This window comes from Sphingobium sp., from assembly GCF_035511395.1.
GTDB lineage: Bacteria > Pseudomonadota > Alphaproteobacteria > Sphingomonadales > Sphingomonadaceae > Sphingobium.
The window spans coordinates 20,470-37,249 of sequence record NZ_DATKFP010000042.1 but is presented as its reverse complement, the minus strand read 5'-3'; the positions used below and the strand labels follow the sequence as shown (position 1 = coordinate 37,249).

General features: G+C 64.2%; 19 protein-coding genes, 1 tRNA gene and 1 other RNA gene. 17 read left to right on the top strand and 4 right to left on the bottom strand.

The annotated features are described in order from the left end of the window. Positions 1-38 precede the first annotated feature (38 nt). Positions 39-230, top strand: coding sequence for a hypothetical protein (locus VMR39_RS02270; RefSeq protein WP_325413929.1), 192 nt, complete (start codon positions 39-41; stop codon positions 228-230). Here the strand turns inward: VMR39_RS02270 and VMR39_RS02265 are convergent. From VMR39_RS02265 to VMR39_RS02255, 3 genes are all read right to left on the bottom strand, one after another. Then, on the bottom strand, positions 227-1,381 hold the full coding sequence (locus VMR39_RS02265) for an HPP family protein (protein ID WP_325413926.1): 1,155 nt from the start codon (positions 1,379-1,381) through the stop codon (positions 227-229). The two genes, VMR39_RS02270 and VMR39_RS02265, sit on opposite strands and share 4 nt — an antisense overlap. A 66-nt stretch (positions 1,382-1,447) precedes the next feature. Beyond that, positions 1,448-2,191, bottom strand: a complete 744-nt coding sequence (locus VMR39_RS02260) for a LytTR family DNA-binding domain-containing protein (protein WP_325413924.1) — start codon at positions 2,189-2,191, stop codon at positions 1,448-1,450. Between the two features lie 6 nt (positions 2,192-2,197). Beyond that, entirely contained in the window at positions 2,198-3,313 is a 1,116-nt protein-coding gene (locus VMR39_RS02255; protein WP_325413923.1) for a sensor histidine kinase, read from the bottom strand. A gap of 161 nt (positions 3,314-3,474) precedes the next feature. Between VMR39_RS02255 and VMR39_RS02250 the strand changes: the two genes are divergently transcribed. The 4 genes from VMR39_RS02250 to VMR39_RS02235 all read left to right on the top strand — a co-directional run bounded on the left by VMR39_RS02250 (position 3,475) and on the right by VMR39_RS02235 (position 5,157). Continuing rightward, a complete protein-coding gene (locus VMR39_RS02250) occupies positions 3,475-3,684 on the top strand; it encodes a hypothetical protein (RefSeq protein WP_325413921.1) in 210 nt (69 codons plus the stop codon). 80 nt (positions 3,685-3,764) lie between these two features. Further along, entirely contained in the window at positions 3,765-4,019 is a 255-nt protein-coding gene (locus tag VMR39_RS02245) for a hypothetical protein (protein WP_325413919.1), read from the top strand. A gap of 51 nt (positions 4,020-4,070) precedes the next feature. Continuing rightward, positions 4,071-4,451, top strand: coding sequence for an STAS/SEC14 domain-containing protein (locus tag VMR39_RS02240; RefSeq protein ID WP_325413917.1), 381 nt, complete (start codon positions 4,071-4,073; stop codon positions 4,449-4,451). Between the two features lie 157 nt (positions 4,452-4,608). After that, positions 4,609-5,157: a hypothetical protein gene (locus tag VMR39_RS02235; protein WP_325413915.1), complete on the top strand. Its 549-nt coding sequence runs from the start codon at positions 4,609-4,611 to the stop codon at positions 5,155-5,157. 150 nt (positions 5,158-5,307) lie between these two features. On the opposite strand, the gene VMR39_RS02230 is transcribed toward VMR39_RS02235, so the two are convergent. Next, positions 5,308-5,964 carry an alpha/beta hydrolase gene (locus VMR39_RS02230; protein ID WP_179042312.1) on the bottom strand — a complete coding sequence of 219 codons (657 nt, stop codon included), beginning with the start codon at positions 5,962-5,964 and terminating at the stop codon, positions 5,308-5,310. A gap of 141 nt (positions 5,965-6,105) precedes the next feature. Between VMR39_RS02230 and VMR39_RS02225 the strand changes: the two genes are divergently transcribed. The 12 genes from VMR39_RS02225 to VMR39_RS02170 all read left to right on the top strand — a co-directional run bounded on the left by VMR39_RS02225 (position 6,106) and on the right by VMR39_RS02170 (position 16,760). Next, a complete protein-coding gene (locus VMR39_RS02225; protein WP_325413912.1) occupies positions 6,106-7,230 on the top strand; it encodes a cysteine desulfurase family protein in 1,125 nt (374 codons plus the stop codon). Next, entirely contained in the window at positions 7,227-8,315 is a 1,089-nt protein-coding gene (locus VMR39_RS02220; RefSeq protein WP_325413910.1) for a cysteine desulfurase family protein, read from the top strand. The genes VMR39_RS02225 and VMR39_RS02220 overlap by 4 nt, the downstream gene beginning before the upstream one ends. A gap of 18 nt (positions 8,316-8,333) precedes the next feature. Further along, a complete protein-coding gene (locus VMR39_RS02215) occupies positions 8,334-8,669 on the top strand; it encodes a 2Fe-2S iron-sulfur cluster-binding protein (RefSeq protein WP_325413908.1) in 336 nt (111 codons plus the stop codon). Positions 8,670-8,677: 8 nt separating this feature from the next. Further along, positions 8,678-9,643: an SGM family class A beta-lactamase gene (blaSGM, locus tag VMR39_RS02210; protein ID WP_325413906.1), complete on the top strand. Its 966-nt coding sequence runs from the start codon at positions 8,678-8,680 to the stop codon at positions 9,641-9,643. 115 nt (positions 9,644-9,758) lie between these two features. Beyond that, positions 9,759-10,256, top strand: a complete 498-nt coding sequence (locus VMR39_RS02205; protein WP_325413971.1) for a YcxB family protein — start codon at positions 9,759-9,761, stop codon at positions 10,254-10,256. 300 nt (positions 10,257-10,556) lie between these two features. Further along, positions 10,557-10,654: signal recognition particle sRNA small type (gene ffs / locus VMR39_RS02200), an RNA gene on the top strand. Between the two features lie 191 nt (positions 10,655-10,845). Continuing rightward, positions 10,846-12,465 carry a DNA polymerase III subunit gamma/tau gene (locus VMR39_RS02195; protein ID WP_325413904.1) on the top strand — a complete coding sequence of 540 codons (1,620 nt, stop codon included), beginning with the start codon at positions 10,846-10,848 and terminating at the stop codon, positions 12,463-12,465. 3 nt (positions 12,466-12,468) lie between these two features. Further along, a complete protein-coding gene (locus VMR39_RS02190) occupies positions 12,469-12,792 on the top strand; it encodes a YbaB/EbfC family nucleoid-associated protein (RefSeq protein WP_179042319.1) in 324 nt (107 codons plus the stop codon). 132 nt (positions 12,793-12,924) lie between these two features. Further along, positions 12,925-15,321: an endopeptidase La gene (gene lon, locus VMR39_RS02185; RefSeq protein ID WP_325413899.1), complete on the top strand. Its 2,397-nt coding sequence runs from the start codon at positions 12,925-12,927 to the stop codon at positions 15,319-15,321. A gap of 180 nt (positions 15,322-15,501) precedes the next feature. Next, on the top strand, positions 15,502-15,774 hold the full coding sequence (locus VMR39_RS02180; RefSeq protein ID WP_024019962.1) for an HU family DNA-binding protein: 273 nt from the start codon (positions 15,502-15,504) through the stop codon (positions 15,772-15,774). Between the two features lie 213 nt (positions 15,775-15,987). Beyond that, on the top strand, positions 15,988-16,560 hold the full coding sequence (locus VMR39_RS02175; protein ID WP_325413897.1) for a septal ring lytic transglycosylase RlpA family protein: 573 nt from the start codon (positions 15,988-15,990) through the stop codon (positions 16,558-16,560). Between the two features lie 123 nt (positions 16,561-16,683). Beyond that, positions 16,684-16,760 (top strand) — tRNA-His (locus VMR39_RS02170). The last annotated feature ends 20 nt before the right edge of the window (positions 16,761-16,780 follow it).

Here is a 16,780-nt window from a genome sequence, read left to right as displayed (position 1 = left end):
CAATTGCCACAGTCCAGCTTGATCCCTATGGCATCCTTATGGCTGGCACCATTTTATCCATCCTGATGCTTGCGGGCGTGTTGCTCACCGGCGGCGGTATTTACACCATCGCGAAGAAGCGCGACCGAAAGCGCGGTGCGCTGATGATCTTCGCGGGGCTGGTGATGTTCGCCAATGTCGCGATCACTGCGATACCGGGACCGGACCTGCCGGTGCTGGAGCAGCGCTAAAGCGTTTTCGAAGCAGGTGGAGGCACCTGCTGACTCGGAAAACGCGTCAAATCACTGCCAGAGCGGATTGCCAGCGAGGCCAGCAGGTCGGTCTGGGTGATCAGGCCCTGTAGCCGCTGCTCGGCGTCGACCACGATCGCGGCGCGGCGGGTGCCGCTGCTTAAAGGACCGATCAGGCGGGCGACGGGCGTGTCGGCATGGACCAGCAGCGGGCGGCGGGCGATGTCGCCGGCCTGCATACCATCCCTGCCAAGATCGAGCGCGCCGATGATGCCCTGCACGCGTCCGGCATCGTCGAGCACCGGCAAAGAGAGCAGGCTGCGCTCCTGCATCAGCATACGCACCTGCGCGATCGGCTGGTGCGAGGGCACATGGATCACGTCGCGCGACATTATCTCGGCGCAGGGCACGGTGCCGTGCAGCCGCTCGGCGGCGCGCAGTTCTGCGTCGGCCAGAAACTGACGCAAATCGGCTTCATCGACATCGAGGGTGTCGCCGAAGCCGTGCAGGGCATCCGCGATATCCTGCACGGAGGGGCCGGCGCGCAGCAGCGGGGCTGGGTCGGTCGTGCCATGGGGGGCGGGCGCCCTGGGCGCGGCATGGGGATAATTATGGCCGGCGATCCGGTGGAAGAGGATGGCGACCACGAGCAGCAGCAAGGTGTTCACGCCCACCGGCACCAGTGCGAACATGTAACTGCTGGCGACGCCCTTGGCGCCCAGTGCTGCGGACAGCGCAACCGCGCCGCCGGGGGGATGAAGGCAGCGGAGCAGCGACATGACGGCGATCGCCGCTCCGACCGCCAGCGCCGCGGCGAGCGTCGGATCGGGCACGGCCTTCGCCACGGCGATGCCGACCAGGGCGGAAATGACATTGCCGCCCAGAACAGGCCAGGGCTGAGCCAGCGGACTGGCCGGCACCGCGAAGAGCAGCACGGCGGACGCGCCCATCGGCGCCACCAGCAGCGGATGAGCAAGGCCATTGCCCAGCATCAGGCCGCAGAGCAGGCCGGTGACGGCAATGCCGCCGATCGCGCCGCTGGCTGCCTTGAGACGGTCGAACAGGCTGGGGCCGGCCGGGCCGGCGGGGATGAAGGCGCTGTAATAGCGGCTCCAGATCAGGCGGCCGTGTTTTTGCGGGGCGTCGGACATGGCGCTCCGCTAGAGGTGCGCGGGCGTGGGGCCAAGCGGGAAAATTCTCGGCCCGTTCAAGCCCCGCTATCGTCCCGTCATCGCCCGCGCATTGGCGAGGAAGGTGCGCCCGATGCGGATTTCGCCGCCATCGGCAAGCGAGGCGAACCAGACGCCGCTGCCATCATGGCGCAGCCGTGCGATATGTTCGCGCCGGACGATGTGCGACCGGTGCAGGCGGACGAACTGCTGCGGGTCGAGCCGCTCCTCCAGCGAACTGATCGTCTGGTGGAGAAGGTAGCTGTGCTGGGCGACATGGAGACGCATATAGTCGCGCTCGGCCTCGATCCGGTCGATCTGGTCGGTGGCGATGCGGATCAGTTCGGAGCGGTGCGGCACCCAGAATTCCTCGGCCCATTCCGGCTGCGGCTCGCTGGTCGTCGCAGCGGCTTCGGGCAACTGGTTGCGCAGGGCGATTTCCACCCGGTCGATGGCGCGGGTCAGCCGGTCATGGGCGACAGGCTTCAGCATATAGTCGACCGCGGCCAGATCGAACGCCTCGACCGCAAACCCCTCGAACGCGGTGACGAAGATCACCGCCGGGCGGATGCCCAGCCGCCCCACGGCGCGCGCCACGCCGATGCCGTCGAGCAGCGGCATGGCGATGTCGAGCATGACGAGATCAGGCTTCAGTCCTTCGATCAGGCGCAATGCCGCTTCGCCATCGGTGGCGGTGCCGACCAGCGCGATACGCGGTTCGCGGGCGCAGAGCATCTGGAGGCGCTCGATCGCGAGCGGTTCGTCATCGACGATCATGGTGCGGATGGACATGGGCGGTCAGCAACCCCGGCGGATGATGGGAAGGGTGAGGAGGACGGCGAAGCCGGCCTTTTCGCGCGGACCATAGACGATGCGGCCCTGATCGCCAAAGCGCGCGGTCAGCCGGTCGCGCACATTGGCGAGGCCGATGCCGCTGCCCCGATCCCCATCGCTGGGCGGGTTATTGCCATTGTCGGTGACGTTGATGTGCATCAGGTCGCCATCCTCGCGCGCGGTGATACGGATTTCCACCGGGCTGGAGGTGCGTGAGACGCCATATTTGATCGCATTTTCGACCACCGGCTGGAGGATGAGGCCGGGCACGCAGGCGTTGAGCAGGGAAGGCGGAATGTCGATGACTGTGGTCAGGCGTTCGGGAAAGCGGACCGCCTCAATATCCAGATAGAGTTTCTGAAGATGCACTTCCTCTTCCAGCGGCACGTCGTCCAGCGGATCGCCGGTCAGGCTGGTGCGGTAGAAATTGGACAGCGACATGATCATCTGCTCGGCTTCGTCGGGGCGGTTGCGCATGACCAGCGTCGACAGGGAATTGAGCGTGTTGAACAGGAAATGCGGGTTCACCTGATAACGCAGCGAGCGTAGCTCTGCCTGCTGCGCCGCCTGTTCCAGCTGCGCGGCGCGGCGCTCGGTGCTGCGGGCCTCGGCTGCGTAGGAGAGCGCGAGATAGAGGCCGGCCCAGGCCGACAGGAAGAAGAAGCGGCTCATCGCATCCTCGACGATGCCGATCAGGACGTAATTCTCCTCCTCAATCGCCTTCTTGTGCAAGTCCGCGTCGGAAAAGAGCGACATGGGATCGTAGACGTTGAACATATAGTAATTGGCCGCCGCCATGGCGAAGGCGAAGGGTATGGCGAGCGAGAAGGCCGCGATGACCCGTATCAGCAAAGGTCGCCGGTCGAAGCGGCGCAGCACCAGATAGAGGATCCAGGTGACGATGATGCCGATGACCGCCACCACCATCCGGCGCGCGGCCATTTCCATCTGCGCATCGAAGCCGACGACCAGCGCGCGCAGGCTCACAATCAATGTGTAGAACAGCCAGAAACCCAATATGGAATAAAGAGCGACCGCAGGAGAGACGCCGCGTTCGCCGTCTTCGGAAACATTTGTCATCCATCCTGTCTACGCGCGCCCGTGCCGCTTGTCGCCCTGTCTGACGGTAGCTGGTCGAACGGCTTTGCCTGTTGGTCGAACGGCCAATAGCGGAACCGCTGCTGACGCCTGCCCGTTGATCGGGTGAAGCGCCGTTTCATATGGCGCGGAAGGAGCGAGACATGACCGACAAAAGCGATATTCGCCCGCACAGCCGTGAGGAAGCCGGCGATGTGCGCGAGACCGATCGGCAGAACCATGCCGTCAGTCGTGAGGAGAAGTTGGAGGAGGGGCTGAAGGACTCGATGGACGCGTCCGATCCGCCCGCAACGACCAAGCCGGGCGACCATGGCGATCCGGTTCCTTCTTCGGGTTATACGCCACAGGATTGATGGCCGACCGGAAAATTTATGTTAGTCTGCAAGGGCGGAAGAGCAAAAAGGCCGCCGCATATGAGAGGAGCGATTGATCCATGCCCACATCCTGCACCCCAGCCGTCGAACGCATCGCCCGCGTGCTTGCCGGGCGGCATTTGAGCCAGAACGGCGAGGGCAGCGATCCCCATGCGGCCGGTGCGGTGGACGCTGCCTGGCCCAATCATGTCGATGACGCTTATGCCATATTGCATACGCTGCGGGAGCCGGACGCGGACATGGCCCAGGCAGGCGATGTGGCAGTATGGCGCAGCATGATCGGCGCGGTACTCGATCGGCGGCAGGGCGCGTAAGTCTTTTACTAACCATTTGAAGTCATTGGGGGCGGTCGGAGAACTCCCCCAATGCCCAATGCCCACTACAGTATAAATTTCCGCCATGACATCGGCCTGATGGATGTCGCCTGGCATCGATTTTTCACCGCCGATGATGTCGGTCCCTATGCCGACGAGTGCAAGGTGCGATTCGTCACCGAAGGGTTTAAGCCCGGCTATCTGCTGCGCATGGACATGAGCGAAAGCGCTGTCCAGCCGCAGGAGGCGGTCGCGATGTTCAGGACTCATTTCGACGGCTTTCCCCACGCCCGCCGGATCGCGGTCGTGACCGCCAGCGCCATTGCGCGGATGCAGGTCCGCCGGGAAATGACCCAGCCCTATCTGCGCATATTCGGTACCGCCGATGAGGCGATGGCATGGCTCATGGAAGACGGATGCGTTCCGGTCTGATTTCTGTCATCATCCTGTCGCACAAGGATGATTTTCATGTTGCGCTGCACAAAGAAATCTGATTCCTTGTGAATGACGATGGAATGGGCGCTTAAGCCTTGAGTAACCATGGGGGGCGCATGTTCCGTCGTACGACTTGAAGTCGGAGGGCAAGGACATGGGCACGAGTGCAAGACCGGCGGATGGGGCAGTAACCCTGGCGGAGTTGCGTGAATTCGCGAGCTTCCCGTCTGCCACGCAACGCTATATCCGCAGATCGCTGGACATAGGGCTGCATCGCCGCGACGCGATGAAGCTCTGGTCGCGCGACATGGTGGAGGAGGCGTCGATCCGGGCACAGGCGCGGATTTACGGCCGCCTCGACGAGATCAAGATGCGCGTGCCCGATGACAGCGGACTGGAGCAGGTGGAGCCGTTTATGGCGCCGCTGGTGACGATTTCCGCCTTCGACCTGGGACAGGACCGGCTGTGCAGCTTTTCCGCCTATCGTTTCCTCTATGAACGGCTGTTGGGCGCGGGCGCGCGGCCATGGCTGCCGGGCGCCTTCTGTGCGGCGGCGAGCCTGCCGCATCTCCATCCCGAAAAGCGGCGCGCGCTGCTTCAATCGATCAGCGAGGCGGCGGCGACGGCGGTAGGCTGGTCCAACCGCGAGCCGACCTTCTACCCGGAATGGGTCGAGAAGGTCGACATGAGCAAGGCGAACTGATCAGGAGGCCATTCCATCCGGGGGGAGGAATGGCTGGCAGGAAGCGGCGCGACAGCATCGGCCGGTCGCGTCCTTTTTGTGTCCGTCATCTGGATCGACAAAAAAAGGGCCGCCCGACGGGCAGCCCTCCATGATCGTCAGGCTCGATCCTCAGCGGATCGGCGAGTCGGGCGACAGGCGCATGTCGAGATAATTGTCGACCGACTTCATAAGCTGGTCGAGTTCATGCTCGAAGAAATGGTTCGCGCCCTTGATCTCGTCATGATGGATGGTGATGCCCTTCTGGGTGCGCAGTTTGTCGACCAGCTTCTGGACGGCGCTCGCTGTCACCACTTCGTCCGACGTGCCCTGCACGATGATGCCCGAAGAGGGGCAGGGGGCAAGGAAGGAGAAATCGTACATGTTGGCGGGCGGTGCGACCGAGATGAAGCCGCGGATTTCCGGGCGGCGCATCAGTAGCTGCATGCCGATCCACGCGCCGAAGGAGAAGCCCGCGATCCAGGTGGTCTGCGCTTCGGGGTGGAAGCTCTGCACCCAGTCGAGCGCTGCGGCAGCATCGGAAAGCTCGCCGATACCATTGTCGAACGTGCCCTGGCTGCGGCCGACGCCCCGGAAGTTGAAGCGCAGCACGGCGAAACCGCGCTTCACGAAGGTCTTGTAGAGCGCCTGGGTGATGCGGTCGTTCATCGTGCCGCCGCCCTGCGGATGCGGGTGCAGGATCATGGCGACGGGCGCGCGCGGGCGGGGCGGGGGGCTGAAGCGGCCTTCGAGGCGGCCTTCGGGTCCGGGAAAGATTACGTCGGGCATGGCACCTGTTATGGTTCTGGGCCACCTTTTGGGGCGGCGGGGATAGGATCGGTGCGCACGCCAAGGCTTGCGCTGGCGCGGCGCGGCAAACCGCCTATATAGATGCCGCCGCCATTTCCGCAATCAATGAGTAACTTCCGCTTGGCCGCCGACCGTCTTTATCTCGATCATGCCGCGACCACCCCGATGCTGCCACAGGCGCAGGCGGCGATGGTGGCGGCGCTGGCCAGTTGGGCCAACCCGTCCAGCCCCCATGCCGACGGCCGCGCCGCGCGTGCCGTGCTGGAGGAGGCACGCGCACGCATCAAGGCGGCGTTGGGGTGGAGCGGGCATGTCCTCTTCACCTCTGGCGCGAGCGAGGCGATCGCGATCGCGCTGACGCGGGCGAAGGCGGGGCGGGTCGTCACCTCGCCGGTGGAGCATGACGCCGTGCTGCGCGTGACCAAGGACGCGGAGCGGCTGGCGGTGGATGGTGATGGGCTTGTCATTATCAACAGTCATTCCCGCGAAGGCGGGAATCCATCTTCTGTCCCATCCCCGAACACCACGCCGGAAAGGGATCCCCGCCTTCGCGGGAATGACGGAGTGAGGGAAGGGGAGGCGCTTCTCGCCATCCAGCATGTCAATAACGAAACCGGCGTCATACAGCCGCTGGATCAATTCGACCGCGCCGGCGCGGTCCTCTTTGCGGATTGCGCCCAGAGCGCGGGCAAGCTGCCGCTCCCTGACGCCGACATGATCGCCATCAGCGCGCACAAATTCGGCGGCCCGCCCGGCATCGGCGCGCTCCTCATCGGCGACCTCGCCCTGATCGAGCCGAGCGGCGGGCAGGAGCAGGGCTATCGCGCCGGAACCGAAAATCTCCCCGCCATCCTCGCCATGGCCGCCGCGCTGGAGGCGCGCAGCGACTGGCTGGAGACAGCGGCGGCGCTTCGCGCCCGGCTCGACGCGGGCATGGAAGCAGCCGGCGGCACCATCGTCGCGCGCGATGCGCCGCGCCTGCCCGCCATCGCCAGCTATCGGATGCCGGGCCTGTCCGCCCGCGCGCAGCTGATCCAGTTCGATCTCAAGGGCATATCGGTGTCGGCGGGCAGCGCCTGTTCGTCCGGCTCGCTCAAGACCAGCCATGTGCTTGGCGCGATGGGATGGGACGATGTGGCCGCGTCCGAAGTGGTGCGCGTCAGCTTCGGGCCGCAGACCGGGGAAGCGGATGTGGATCGTTTCCTCGACACCTGGACCGGGATGGCGGAAAAAGCGCGGCGATGATCTATCTCGACTATCAGGCGACGACGCCGCTCGCGCCCGAGGCCTTCGATGCCATGGTTCCGTTGCTGCGTGACCAGTTCGCCAATCCGCACAGCGCTCATCGCCTTGGCCGCGCCGTCGCCGCGCAGGTCGAACTGGCGCGCGACGAGATCGGCCGGCTGCTGCCTTCGGGGGGGCGGCTGCTCTTCACGTCCGGCGCGACCGAGGCGCTCAACATCGCGATCCAGGGCGCGCCGGCGGGCGGTATCGTCACCATCGCCACCGAACATGCCGCCGTGCTGGATACGGTAGAGGCGATGCGGCGGGCTGGGCGGGATGTCACCATCCTGCCGGTCGGGGCGGACGGGCTGGTCGACATGGATGCGGCGCGCGCGGCGATCCGCCCCGGCGTTTCGCTGGTCGCGGCGATGCTGGTCAATAACGAGATCGGCGTGATCCAGCCGGTCGAGGCGCTGGCCGCGCTTGCGCATGAGGCCGGCGCGCTGTTCCTGTGCGATGTGGTGCAGGGCTATGGTCGCGTGCCGGTGCCGCAGGGGTGCGACATGGTGGCGATCAGTGCGCACAAGATCCATGGTCCCAAGGGCATAGGCGCGCTGTGGCTGCGCGACGGAGCGAAGCCCGCTCCGCTGATCCATGGCGGCGGGCAGGAGGGTGGCCTGCGATCCGGCACACTTTCGCCCGCGCTCTGCGCCGGGTTCGGCGTCGCCGCCCGACTGATGCGCGAACGGGCGGAGGAGGATCGCGCCCATGTCGGGCACTTGGCCGCCCTAGCGCGCGATCTGTTCGCCGACTGGACGATGAACGGCTCCGCGACGGCGCGCTATCCGGGCAATCTCAACCTGCGGCGCGACGGGATAGACGGCGCGCGGCTGTTGTCTCATTGCCGCAATATTGCTTTTTCATTGGGAAGTGCTTGCGCAAGCGGGTCCGGGCGGCCTAGCCATGTGCTGCGCGCGCTGGGGCTGACGGATGGCCAGGCGCGCGGATCGGTGCGGATCGGCTTTGGTCGATATACGACACCGGCGGAGCTGGAGAGGGCTGCGAGGGAATTGAACGAAGCGGCAGTTGCACAAGCGGCGCCGTGACAAGGGAGCGTCGCACCAATGACCAGGGTCACCTTCATCAGCGCTGACGGCGAGCGGCGGCAGGAGGTCGATGCGCCAGCCGGATCGGTCCTGCTGGAGATCGCGCAGGCCGCCGGCCAGCCGCTGGAGGGGACATGCGAGGGGCAGATGGCCTGCTCCACCTGCCATGTGATCGTCGATGCCGATGATTTTGCGAGGTTGCCGCGCGCCAGCGACGATGAGGAGGATATGCTCGACCTCGCCGCCGCCGCGACCCGCACCAGCCGCCTGTCGTGCCAGATCGTGCTGGACGCCGCGCTCGACAGGCTGACCGTCCGTATTCCAGGCGAATCCTATAATATGCAGGGCATGTGATCCCACCGATGAAGACATTGACCGCCCTGGCCGTGCTGACGCTGCTGGCCGCCCCCTCGATCGCCGCCGACAGGAAGAAGGCGCCGCCCAAGGTGCCGGAGCCGACCGGCCGGCTCGATTCGCTGATGCCGGCCGCGCCGCGCTATCTCGTTCCGCAATCGGCGCTGACGTCGGCGCGCAATCCGGCGGAGATCGAGAAGGAAACCGGCGGACGGCTGGGCGTGGCGCTGGTCGACCGGAGCGGGGCGCTGTTGCTGGGCTTCAACCGGGACGAGCGCTTCGCCATGTGCTCGACCTTCAAGGCGCCGATGGCCGCCGCCGTGCTGCTGGGCGCGGAGGGCGGCAAGTTCGGGCTGGAGGGAGAGATACCCTTCAGCGGCGACGATATTCTCGACTATGCGCCGGTCGTGAAGAAGAACAAGAAGCGCGGCCGCATGAGCATGGGCGAACTGGCGCAGGCCGCCGTGGAGGTGAGCGACAACAGCGCCGCCAACCTGCTACTGCCGATGCTGGGTGGACCCGCTGGCCTCACGTCCTTCATGCGTGCCCATGGTGACAGCATGACGCGCCTCGACCGCAACGAACCGACGCTCAACGAAAATGCCGAAGGGGATGAGCGCGACACCACCACGCCTGCGGCCATGGCCGGGCTGATGGGGCGGCTCTTCTTCAAGGACATGAGCCAGGAAAGCGCCGACAAGCTGCGCGCGTGGTTCAACGCCAGCAGCACTGGCGACCATCGCATCAAGGCGGGCCTGCCCGAAGGCTGGACCTCCGGCAGCAAGACCGGCACCTGCGGCACCGCCTATAATGACGTGGCCTTGGTCAAGTCTCCAGCGGGCGACGAATATATCCTTGCCGTCTATCTCGACCGGCCGACCGTGGATGCGAAAAAGGCGGAAGCGGCGATTGCGGAGACGGCACAGGCGGCGTTGGCCTTCGTCGCCAAGGCGCAGAAGAGCGGGTTGGAGTAGGGGCGGTCGCTTCTGGAGAGGGCGGGAAGCGACCACTTGTTGCCCATACCCCGGCAATTGATTTGCCAAAAAGCGGACCTTGCACGGCCTTTCGAACGTCGGCATTTAATTGGCAATGCAAACGGTCTCATTTCAAGCCACACCAGAAGACTTGCTCGGAGCTTATAGGCTCAATTTCCGAGTGACACTCAAGTCAAAACGGGTGATCCGAGCCTATGTGGGGGGAGGTGCAGCACTTGCTGCGATCGCGATGGCAGCTGCTTGGCAATGGGATATTGTTTCTGTTCCAATCGCCGCTGCAATTGGCCTTGGATACTGGATTACGTTCCTTTCATTGATCTTTTTTTCGGCCTATCTGCGGCTTCCTCGCCAAGTCAGACGCATCTTCGATCAACAGAAGTCCTTGCAAGACAATACTACTGTAGAATGGTCGGAAATTGGCGTCTCGTTTACTTCATCCCGTGGCCATTCTCAGTTCTCATGGTCGGATTTCGTAAAAATCGTAAAGGGGCAGGACACCATTATCCTTCGTCAAAGCGATGCCCTCATGAATTTTATCCCCAGCCGGGCCCTGTCACAGGACCAATTAGATTCGTTTCCGGTGACGGTGTGAACCGCCTACTGCTCAGATAGCATCCAAGCTCAGGTCTGCTTTCTCGTATTGGTTGTCTGAAAGCAGACGATCCACAAACCACCCTTTTTCGTCATTCCCGCGGAGGCGGGAATCCATCTCCTGACCTTGCATCTGTCTCTGGGCTGGAGAGATGGATCCCCGCCTCCGCGGGGATGACGGTATAAAATGACCACCCACTTTCAGCCGTTCCGCCCCCTGCACCCGGCCCTCGAACACCCTGATCGCACCGAAGAAATCCGATCCCCCTTGCCAACCCGTCATCACTTCGCCATATGCCGCGCCGGGAGTCGGGCGGACGTGATCGTCGCGAACCGGGTCAGGTCCTGACGGAAGCAGCCACAGTGATTTCGTCACGGGTCGTTCCGGCTCCTACTTTTCCAACATCGTCGTTTCGCTCCAGACGCCAGGCCATGTCCATCGACTTGCGTCAGGACAGGCTTCGACAAGCCTCGCCCGAATGGCTGGAGCATTTTCAAGTTGACCGTTTACGGCCAACGTCTCGGAAAATGCGGCATCAAAGGAATAGAGCGTTTTCGCTCAATGTGAAAACGCTCTAGAACCGATCCCCATGTCCGATTCCCCGCAGCCTTACCGCGTCCTTGCGCGCAAATATCGACCGCGCAGCTTTCATGAGCTGATCGGCCAGGACGCGATGGTCCAGACGCTGGGCAATGCGATCAAGCGCGGCCGGCTGGCCCATGCCTTCCTGATGACCGGCGTGCGCGGGGTGGGGAAGACCTCCACCGCGCGCCTGATCGCCAAGGCGCTGAACTGCATCGGGCCGGACGGGCAGGGCGGCCCGACCATCGATCCGTGCGGCGTGTGCGAACCCTGTCTGGCGATTGCCGAGGGCCGCCATATCGACGTGGTCGAAATGGACGCCGCCAGCCATACCGGCGTCGACGATGTGCGCGAGATTATCGAGGCGGTGCGCTATGCCGCCGTGTCGGCGCGCTACAAGATCTACATCATCGACGAAGTCCATATGCTCTCCAAGAACGCCTTCAACGCGCTGTTGAAGACGCTGGAGGAGCCGCCCGCCCATGTGAAATTCCTGTTCGCCACGACCGAGGTGAACAAGGTGCCGGTGACGGTGCTGTCGCGCTGCCAGCGCTTCGACCTGCGCCGGATCCCGGCCGAGCTGCTCGCTGCCCACTTCGCCCATGTGGTGGAGGCGGAAAGCGTCGCGGCCGAACCCGATGCGCTGTCGCTGATCGCGCAGGCGGCCGAAGGTTCCGCGCGTGACGGCCTGTCCATCCTCGATCAGGCGATCGCCCATGCGGAGATGGGGCCGGATAGCGAGGAGAGCGCGCCGCTCGTCACCGCCGCGCAGGTGCGCGAGATGCTGGGCCTGTCCGATCGCGGCTCCACGCGCCGGCTGCTCGGCCTGCTGCTGGAGGGCGATACCGGCGCGCTGCTGGGCGCGGTACGCGATCAATATGCGCTGGGCGTCGAGCCGCTGGCGCTGATGCGCGGCCTGCTGGAACTCACCCATGCGGTGACGCTGGTGAAGGCCGGGCGCGATATTTCCAGCCCCGGCCAGTCGGCCGAGGAGCGGGAGGCGCTGGCCGAATGGGCCTCGCAACTCGGTTTCGCACCGCTCCACCGGCTCTGGCAATTGCTGCTCAAGGGCCATGACGAGGTGGCGAGCGCCGTCCTGCCGATCGAAAGCTGCGAAATGGCGCTGCTGCGCGTGATGCATGCCGCGACCATGCCCGATCCGGGCGAGATTGCGCGGATGCTGCGGGAGGGCGGTGTTCCGGCCGCTGGGCCAGCGGCGACCAATGGCGCAGCGACCGGGCCATCTGCGGCGCCGGTTGCGCGTCTGCCCGCGACATTCGCCGACCTGATCGAGGCCTTCTGGCAGAAGGGCAAGGGACAGTTGGCGCAGGAACTTCATGACTGTGTGGGCGTCGTCCGCTTTGCACCGCCGCAGTTCGACTATCGCGCGACGCCGCAACTGCCCGCCGACTTCACCGCGCGCCTGCTGCCGGCGTTGCGCGAGATCACCGGCACGGTCTGGCAGGTGGCGCAGGCCGAGGGCGGCGAGCCGACTCTGCTGGAGCAGGAGCAGTGCAAGGCGGCGGATGCCCGTGCGGAGATTTTGGAGACCCCGGTGGTCAAGGCGGCGATGGCGGCCTTCCCCGATGCCGAGCTGGATGACACGCTCGAACAATGGAGTGCTTGAAACATGAAAGATCTGAATGAAATCCTGGGCATGGCGAGCCGTGTTCAGGAAGAGTTGCAACGGGCGCAGGACAATCTGGACAAGCTGGAAGTCGAAGGTGCGGCGGGTGGCGGCCTCGTCAAGATCCGCGCATCGGCCAAGGGTCGTATCCTCGGCGTATCGATCGACGACAGCCTGCTCGCCCCATCGGAAAAGCAGATGCTGGAAGACCTGATCACCGCCGCGCTCAATGATGCGCGCAAGAAGGCGGATGAAGTCAGCAACGCCGAAATGGGCAAGATGACGGCCGGTCTTCCGCTGCCCCCCGGATTCAAGCTGCCTTTTTGATTGCAATCTTGCGATCACTCGCGGTTCATTGTTGCTATGATATGACCATGGCTGATTGATTGACGCGCCGGGCATCCCCATAAAGGCGATGAACCGCAAGGAAGGGCCGCTTGTTCTGGCCCCGGAGAGTGAATGACTACGCAATATCCCCTTCTGCCACTGCGCGACATCGTCGTCTTCCCGCAGATGATCGTCCCACTGTTCGTCGGTCGCGACAAAAGCGTTGCGGCGCTTGAAGCGGCGATGGAAGGCAATAAGGAAATCTTCCTCGTCTCGCAGCTCGACCCGGCCGAGGATGATCCGGGCCGCGACTCGCTCTATGACACAGGCGTCGTCGCCGTGGTGCTCCAGCTGCTCAAGCTGCCCGACGGCACCGTCCGCGTGCTGGTCGAAGGCAAGCATCGCGCACGGCTGGAACAGATGGAGGCGCGCGACACATATCTGGTCGCCGATGTCGCCGACGTCGAGGAAATCGCCGCCGAAGGGCCGGAAGCCGCCGCGCTGATGCGCTCGGTCGCCGAGCAGTTCGAGAATTATGCGAAGCTCAACAAGAAGCTGCCGGCCGAAACGCCGGTGCAGCTGCGCGAGATCGAGGATGCGGGCCGGCTTGCCGACGCCGTGTCGGCGAACATCAACGTCAAGGTGTCCGACAAGCAGTCGCTGCTGGTCGAGGCCGATCCGGTCAAGCGCCTCGAAATGGTCTTCGCCTTCATGGAAGGCGAGCTGGGCGTGCTCCAGGTCGAGAAGAAGATTCGCGGGCGCGTGAAGCGCCAGATGGAGAAGACCCAGCGCGAATATTATCTGAACGAGCAGCTCAAGGCGATTCAACGCGAGCTTGGCAATGGCGAGGGTGAGGAGGGCGACGAACTCGCCGAACTGACCGAGAAGATCGCCAAGACCAAGCTGAGCAAGGAAGCGCGCGCCAAGGCGACGGCGGAGCTGAAGAAGCTCAAGGGCATGCAGCCCATGTCGGCCGAAGCCACGGTCGTGCGCAACTATCTCGACGTGCTGCTGGGCTTGCCCTGGGGCAAGAAGGGCAAGGTCAAGACCGACCTCAAGAAGGCGCAGGACATCCTCGACGAGGATCATTTCGCGCTGGAGAAGGTCAAGGACCGGATCATCGAATATCTCGCCGTGCAGGCGCGCACCAACAAGCTGAAGGGGCCGATCCTGTGCCTCGTCGGCCCTCCGGGCGTCGGCAAGACCTCGCTCGGCCGTTCGATCGCCAAGGCGACCGGGCGCGAGTTCGTGCGCCAGTCGCTGGGCGGCGTGCGTGACGAAGCCGAGATTCGTGGCCATCGCCGGACCTATATCGGTTCGCTGCCGGGCAAGATCGTGTCGAACCTGAAGAAGGCCGGGACGATGAACCCGCTCTTCCTGCTCGACGAGATCGACAAGCTGGGCCAGGATTTCCGGGGCGATCCGGCGTCGGCGCTGCTGGAGGTGCTGGACCCCGAACAGAATAGCAAGTTCCAGGACCATTATCTGGAGATCGACGTCGATCTTTCAGACATCATGTTCGTTACGACTGCCAACTCGTTGAATTTGCCGCAGCCTCTGCTGGACCGCATGGAGATCATCCGGCTGGAGGGCTATACTGAGGACGAGAAGGTCGAGATTGCGGAGCGGCACCTGCTGCCCAAGCAGATCGACGCCCACGGCCTCAAGGACGGCGAGGTCGAAGTCACCGTGCCGGCGATCCGCGATCTGATCCGCTATTACACCCGCGAAGCCGGCGTCCGTACGCTGGAGCGCGAGATGGCGCGTCTCGCCCGCAAGGCGCTGCGCAAGATCCTGGAAGGCGAATATGACAAGGTCGTCATTACGCCCGACAATCTGGCAGACTATGCCGGCGTGCAGAAATTCCGTCATGGCGTGGGTGAGGAGGAGAATCAGATCGGTGCCGTCACTGGGCTGGCCTGGACCGAAGTCGGCGGCGAGCTTCTGACGATCGAGGCCGTGACCGTGCCCGGCAAGGGCGTGATCAAGACGACCGGCAAGCTGGGCGAAGTGATGAACGAATCGGTGCAGGCCGCCTTCTCCTATGTGAAGGCGCGCTCGCCCGGCTATGGCATCAAGCCGAGCCTCTTCAACCGCAAGGACATCCATATCCACCTTCCCGAAGGTGCGGTGCCCAAGGATGGTCCTTCGGCGGGCATCGGCATGGTCACGACCATCGTGTCGACCCTGACCGGCATCCCCGTCCACAAGGATGTGGCGATGACCGGCGAGGTAACTCTGCGTGGTCGCGTGCTGCCGATCGGCGGCCTCAAGGAGAAGCTTCTTGCGGCCCTGCGCGGCGGCATCAAGACGGTGCTGATCCCGCAGGAAAACGAGAAAGACCTAGCGGAAATTCCGTCCAACATCCGCGAGGGGCTGGAGATCGTTCCGGTTTCGCACGTCGATGAAGTGCTGGCCCGTGCGCTGGTGTCGAAGCCCGAGGCGATCGCCTGGACGGAGGAGGACGACCTCGCTGCCCAGCCGCCCGCAGCGGCGGGACGTGATAGCGATCCCACGCTTCGTCACTGACACCGGGGGTAAATGGCGGAACTCCTTGGCTTTGGCCTGATAAGCACTTCAATGTGCAAAATCGGGCCAGAGCCGGGGAAAACGTCGCTTTCCCTTTGACAGGCGCTTGAATCCACGCCTTATTGCCGCCCCTACGCCGCGATTCCTAACAACCAAACAGCACAAGGGGGTTCCCAAGGCATGAACAAGCAGGATTTGATCAGCGCGGTTGCTGAAAGCAGCGGCCTTAGCAAGAATGACGCGACCAAGGCCGTCGAAGGCGTGTTCGACGCCATCACCGGCGCTCTGAAGAAGGGCGACGAAGTTCGCCTGGTCGGTTTCGGTACTTTCTCGGTTTCGCAGCGCAAGGCTTCGACCGGCCGCAACCCGCGCACCGGCGAAACCATGACCATCAAGGCTTCGGCGCAGCCGAAGTTCAAGGCCGGCAAGGGCCTGAAGGATTCGGTCAACTAAGGGTTTGGGCGCCTGCTTCCGGCAGGCGCTCGCTCTGACCAATTTTACCGGCATCGCGGCCGGAAAGTTTTCAGGAGAGTGACGCGATTTTGAGGGGCGACCCCGGAAGCGCGATGTGCCGTTAGGGAAGGGGTGAAGATGTCAGCGCATCTTCACCCCTTTTTCCTTTTCCGCGCTCTCGACGGGCCGGACAGGGGACGATAGGGAAGGGGCATGACGCTCTGGAAACGATTGGCTGGGATCGCCCCGGCTCTCGCGCCGGCGCTGGTCCTGGCGGCCTGCGCAGGCGGCAATTACCGCCCCGTCAGCGACAATCCCGTCCGCATCGGCCCACCTTACAAGGTGCGGGGCACCACCTATGTTCCCGCCGTCGACGCTCGCTATGACATGCTCGGTTATGCCAGTTGGTATGGATCGGAATCGGGCAATCGCACCGCCAACGGCGAACGCTTCCGGGCCAAGTGGATCACGGCAGCCCATACCAGCCTGCCGCTGCCCAGCTATGTCGAGGTGACGTCGCTCCAGACCGGGCGGACCATAGTGGTGCGGGTCAATGATCGCGGGCCGTTCGCCGGGCGCGGGCGGATCATCGATCTGTCGCGCGGCGCGGCGGAGGAACTGGGCATTCGTGCGCTCGGTCATGCCGCCGTGCGGGTGCGCGTGGTCGACGCGTCGGAGAAGGACCGCGCCCGCCTGCGCAAGGGCAAGCCAGCGCGGGAACGCCCCATGGTTCCGGCAGGCACGCTCGCCAATCTGCGTGCGCAGTTGCAGGCGACGGGGTTTTGAAAGGCCGTCCTTCCTTTACTTCACAGTGAAATTCGCGCCTTTGCAATAAAGTCGTCATTGGGCGCTTGACGGGGGAGGGTGGGCCGCATATGTGGCCCTTCTCGCGGGGCCACGGCCCCTGTGGCGGTCGTAGCTCAGTTGGTTAGAGCGCTGGTTTGTGGTACCAGAGGTCGCGGGTTCGGATCCCGTCGATCGCCCCATTTCTCCCCAAAATCGGGAA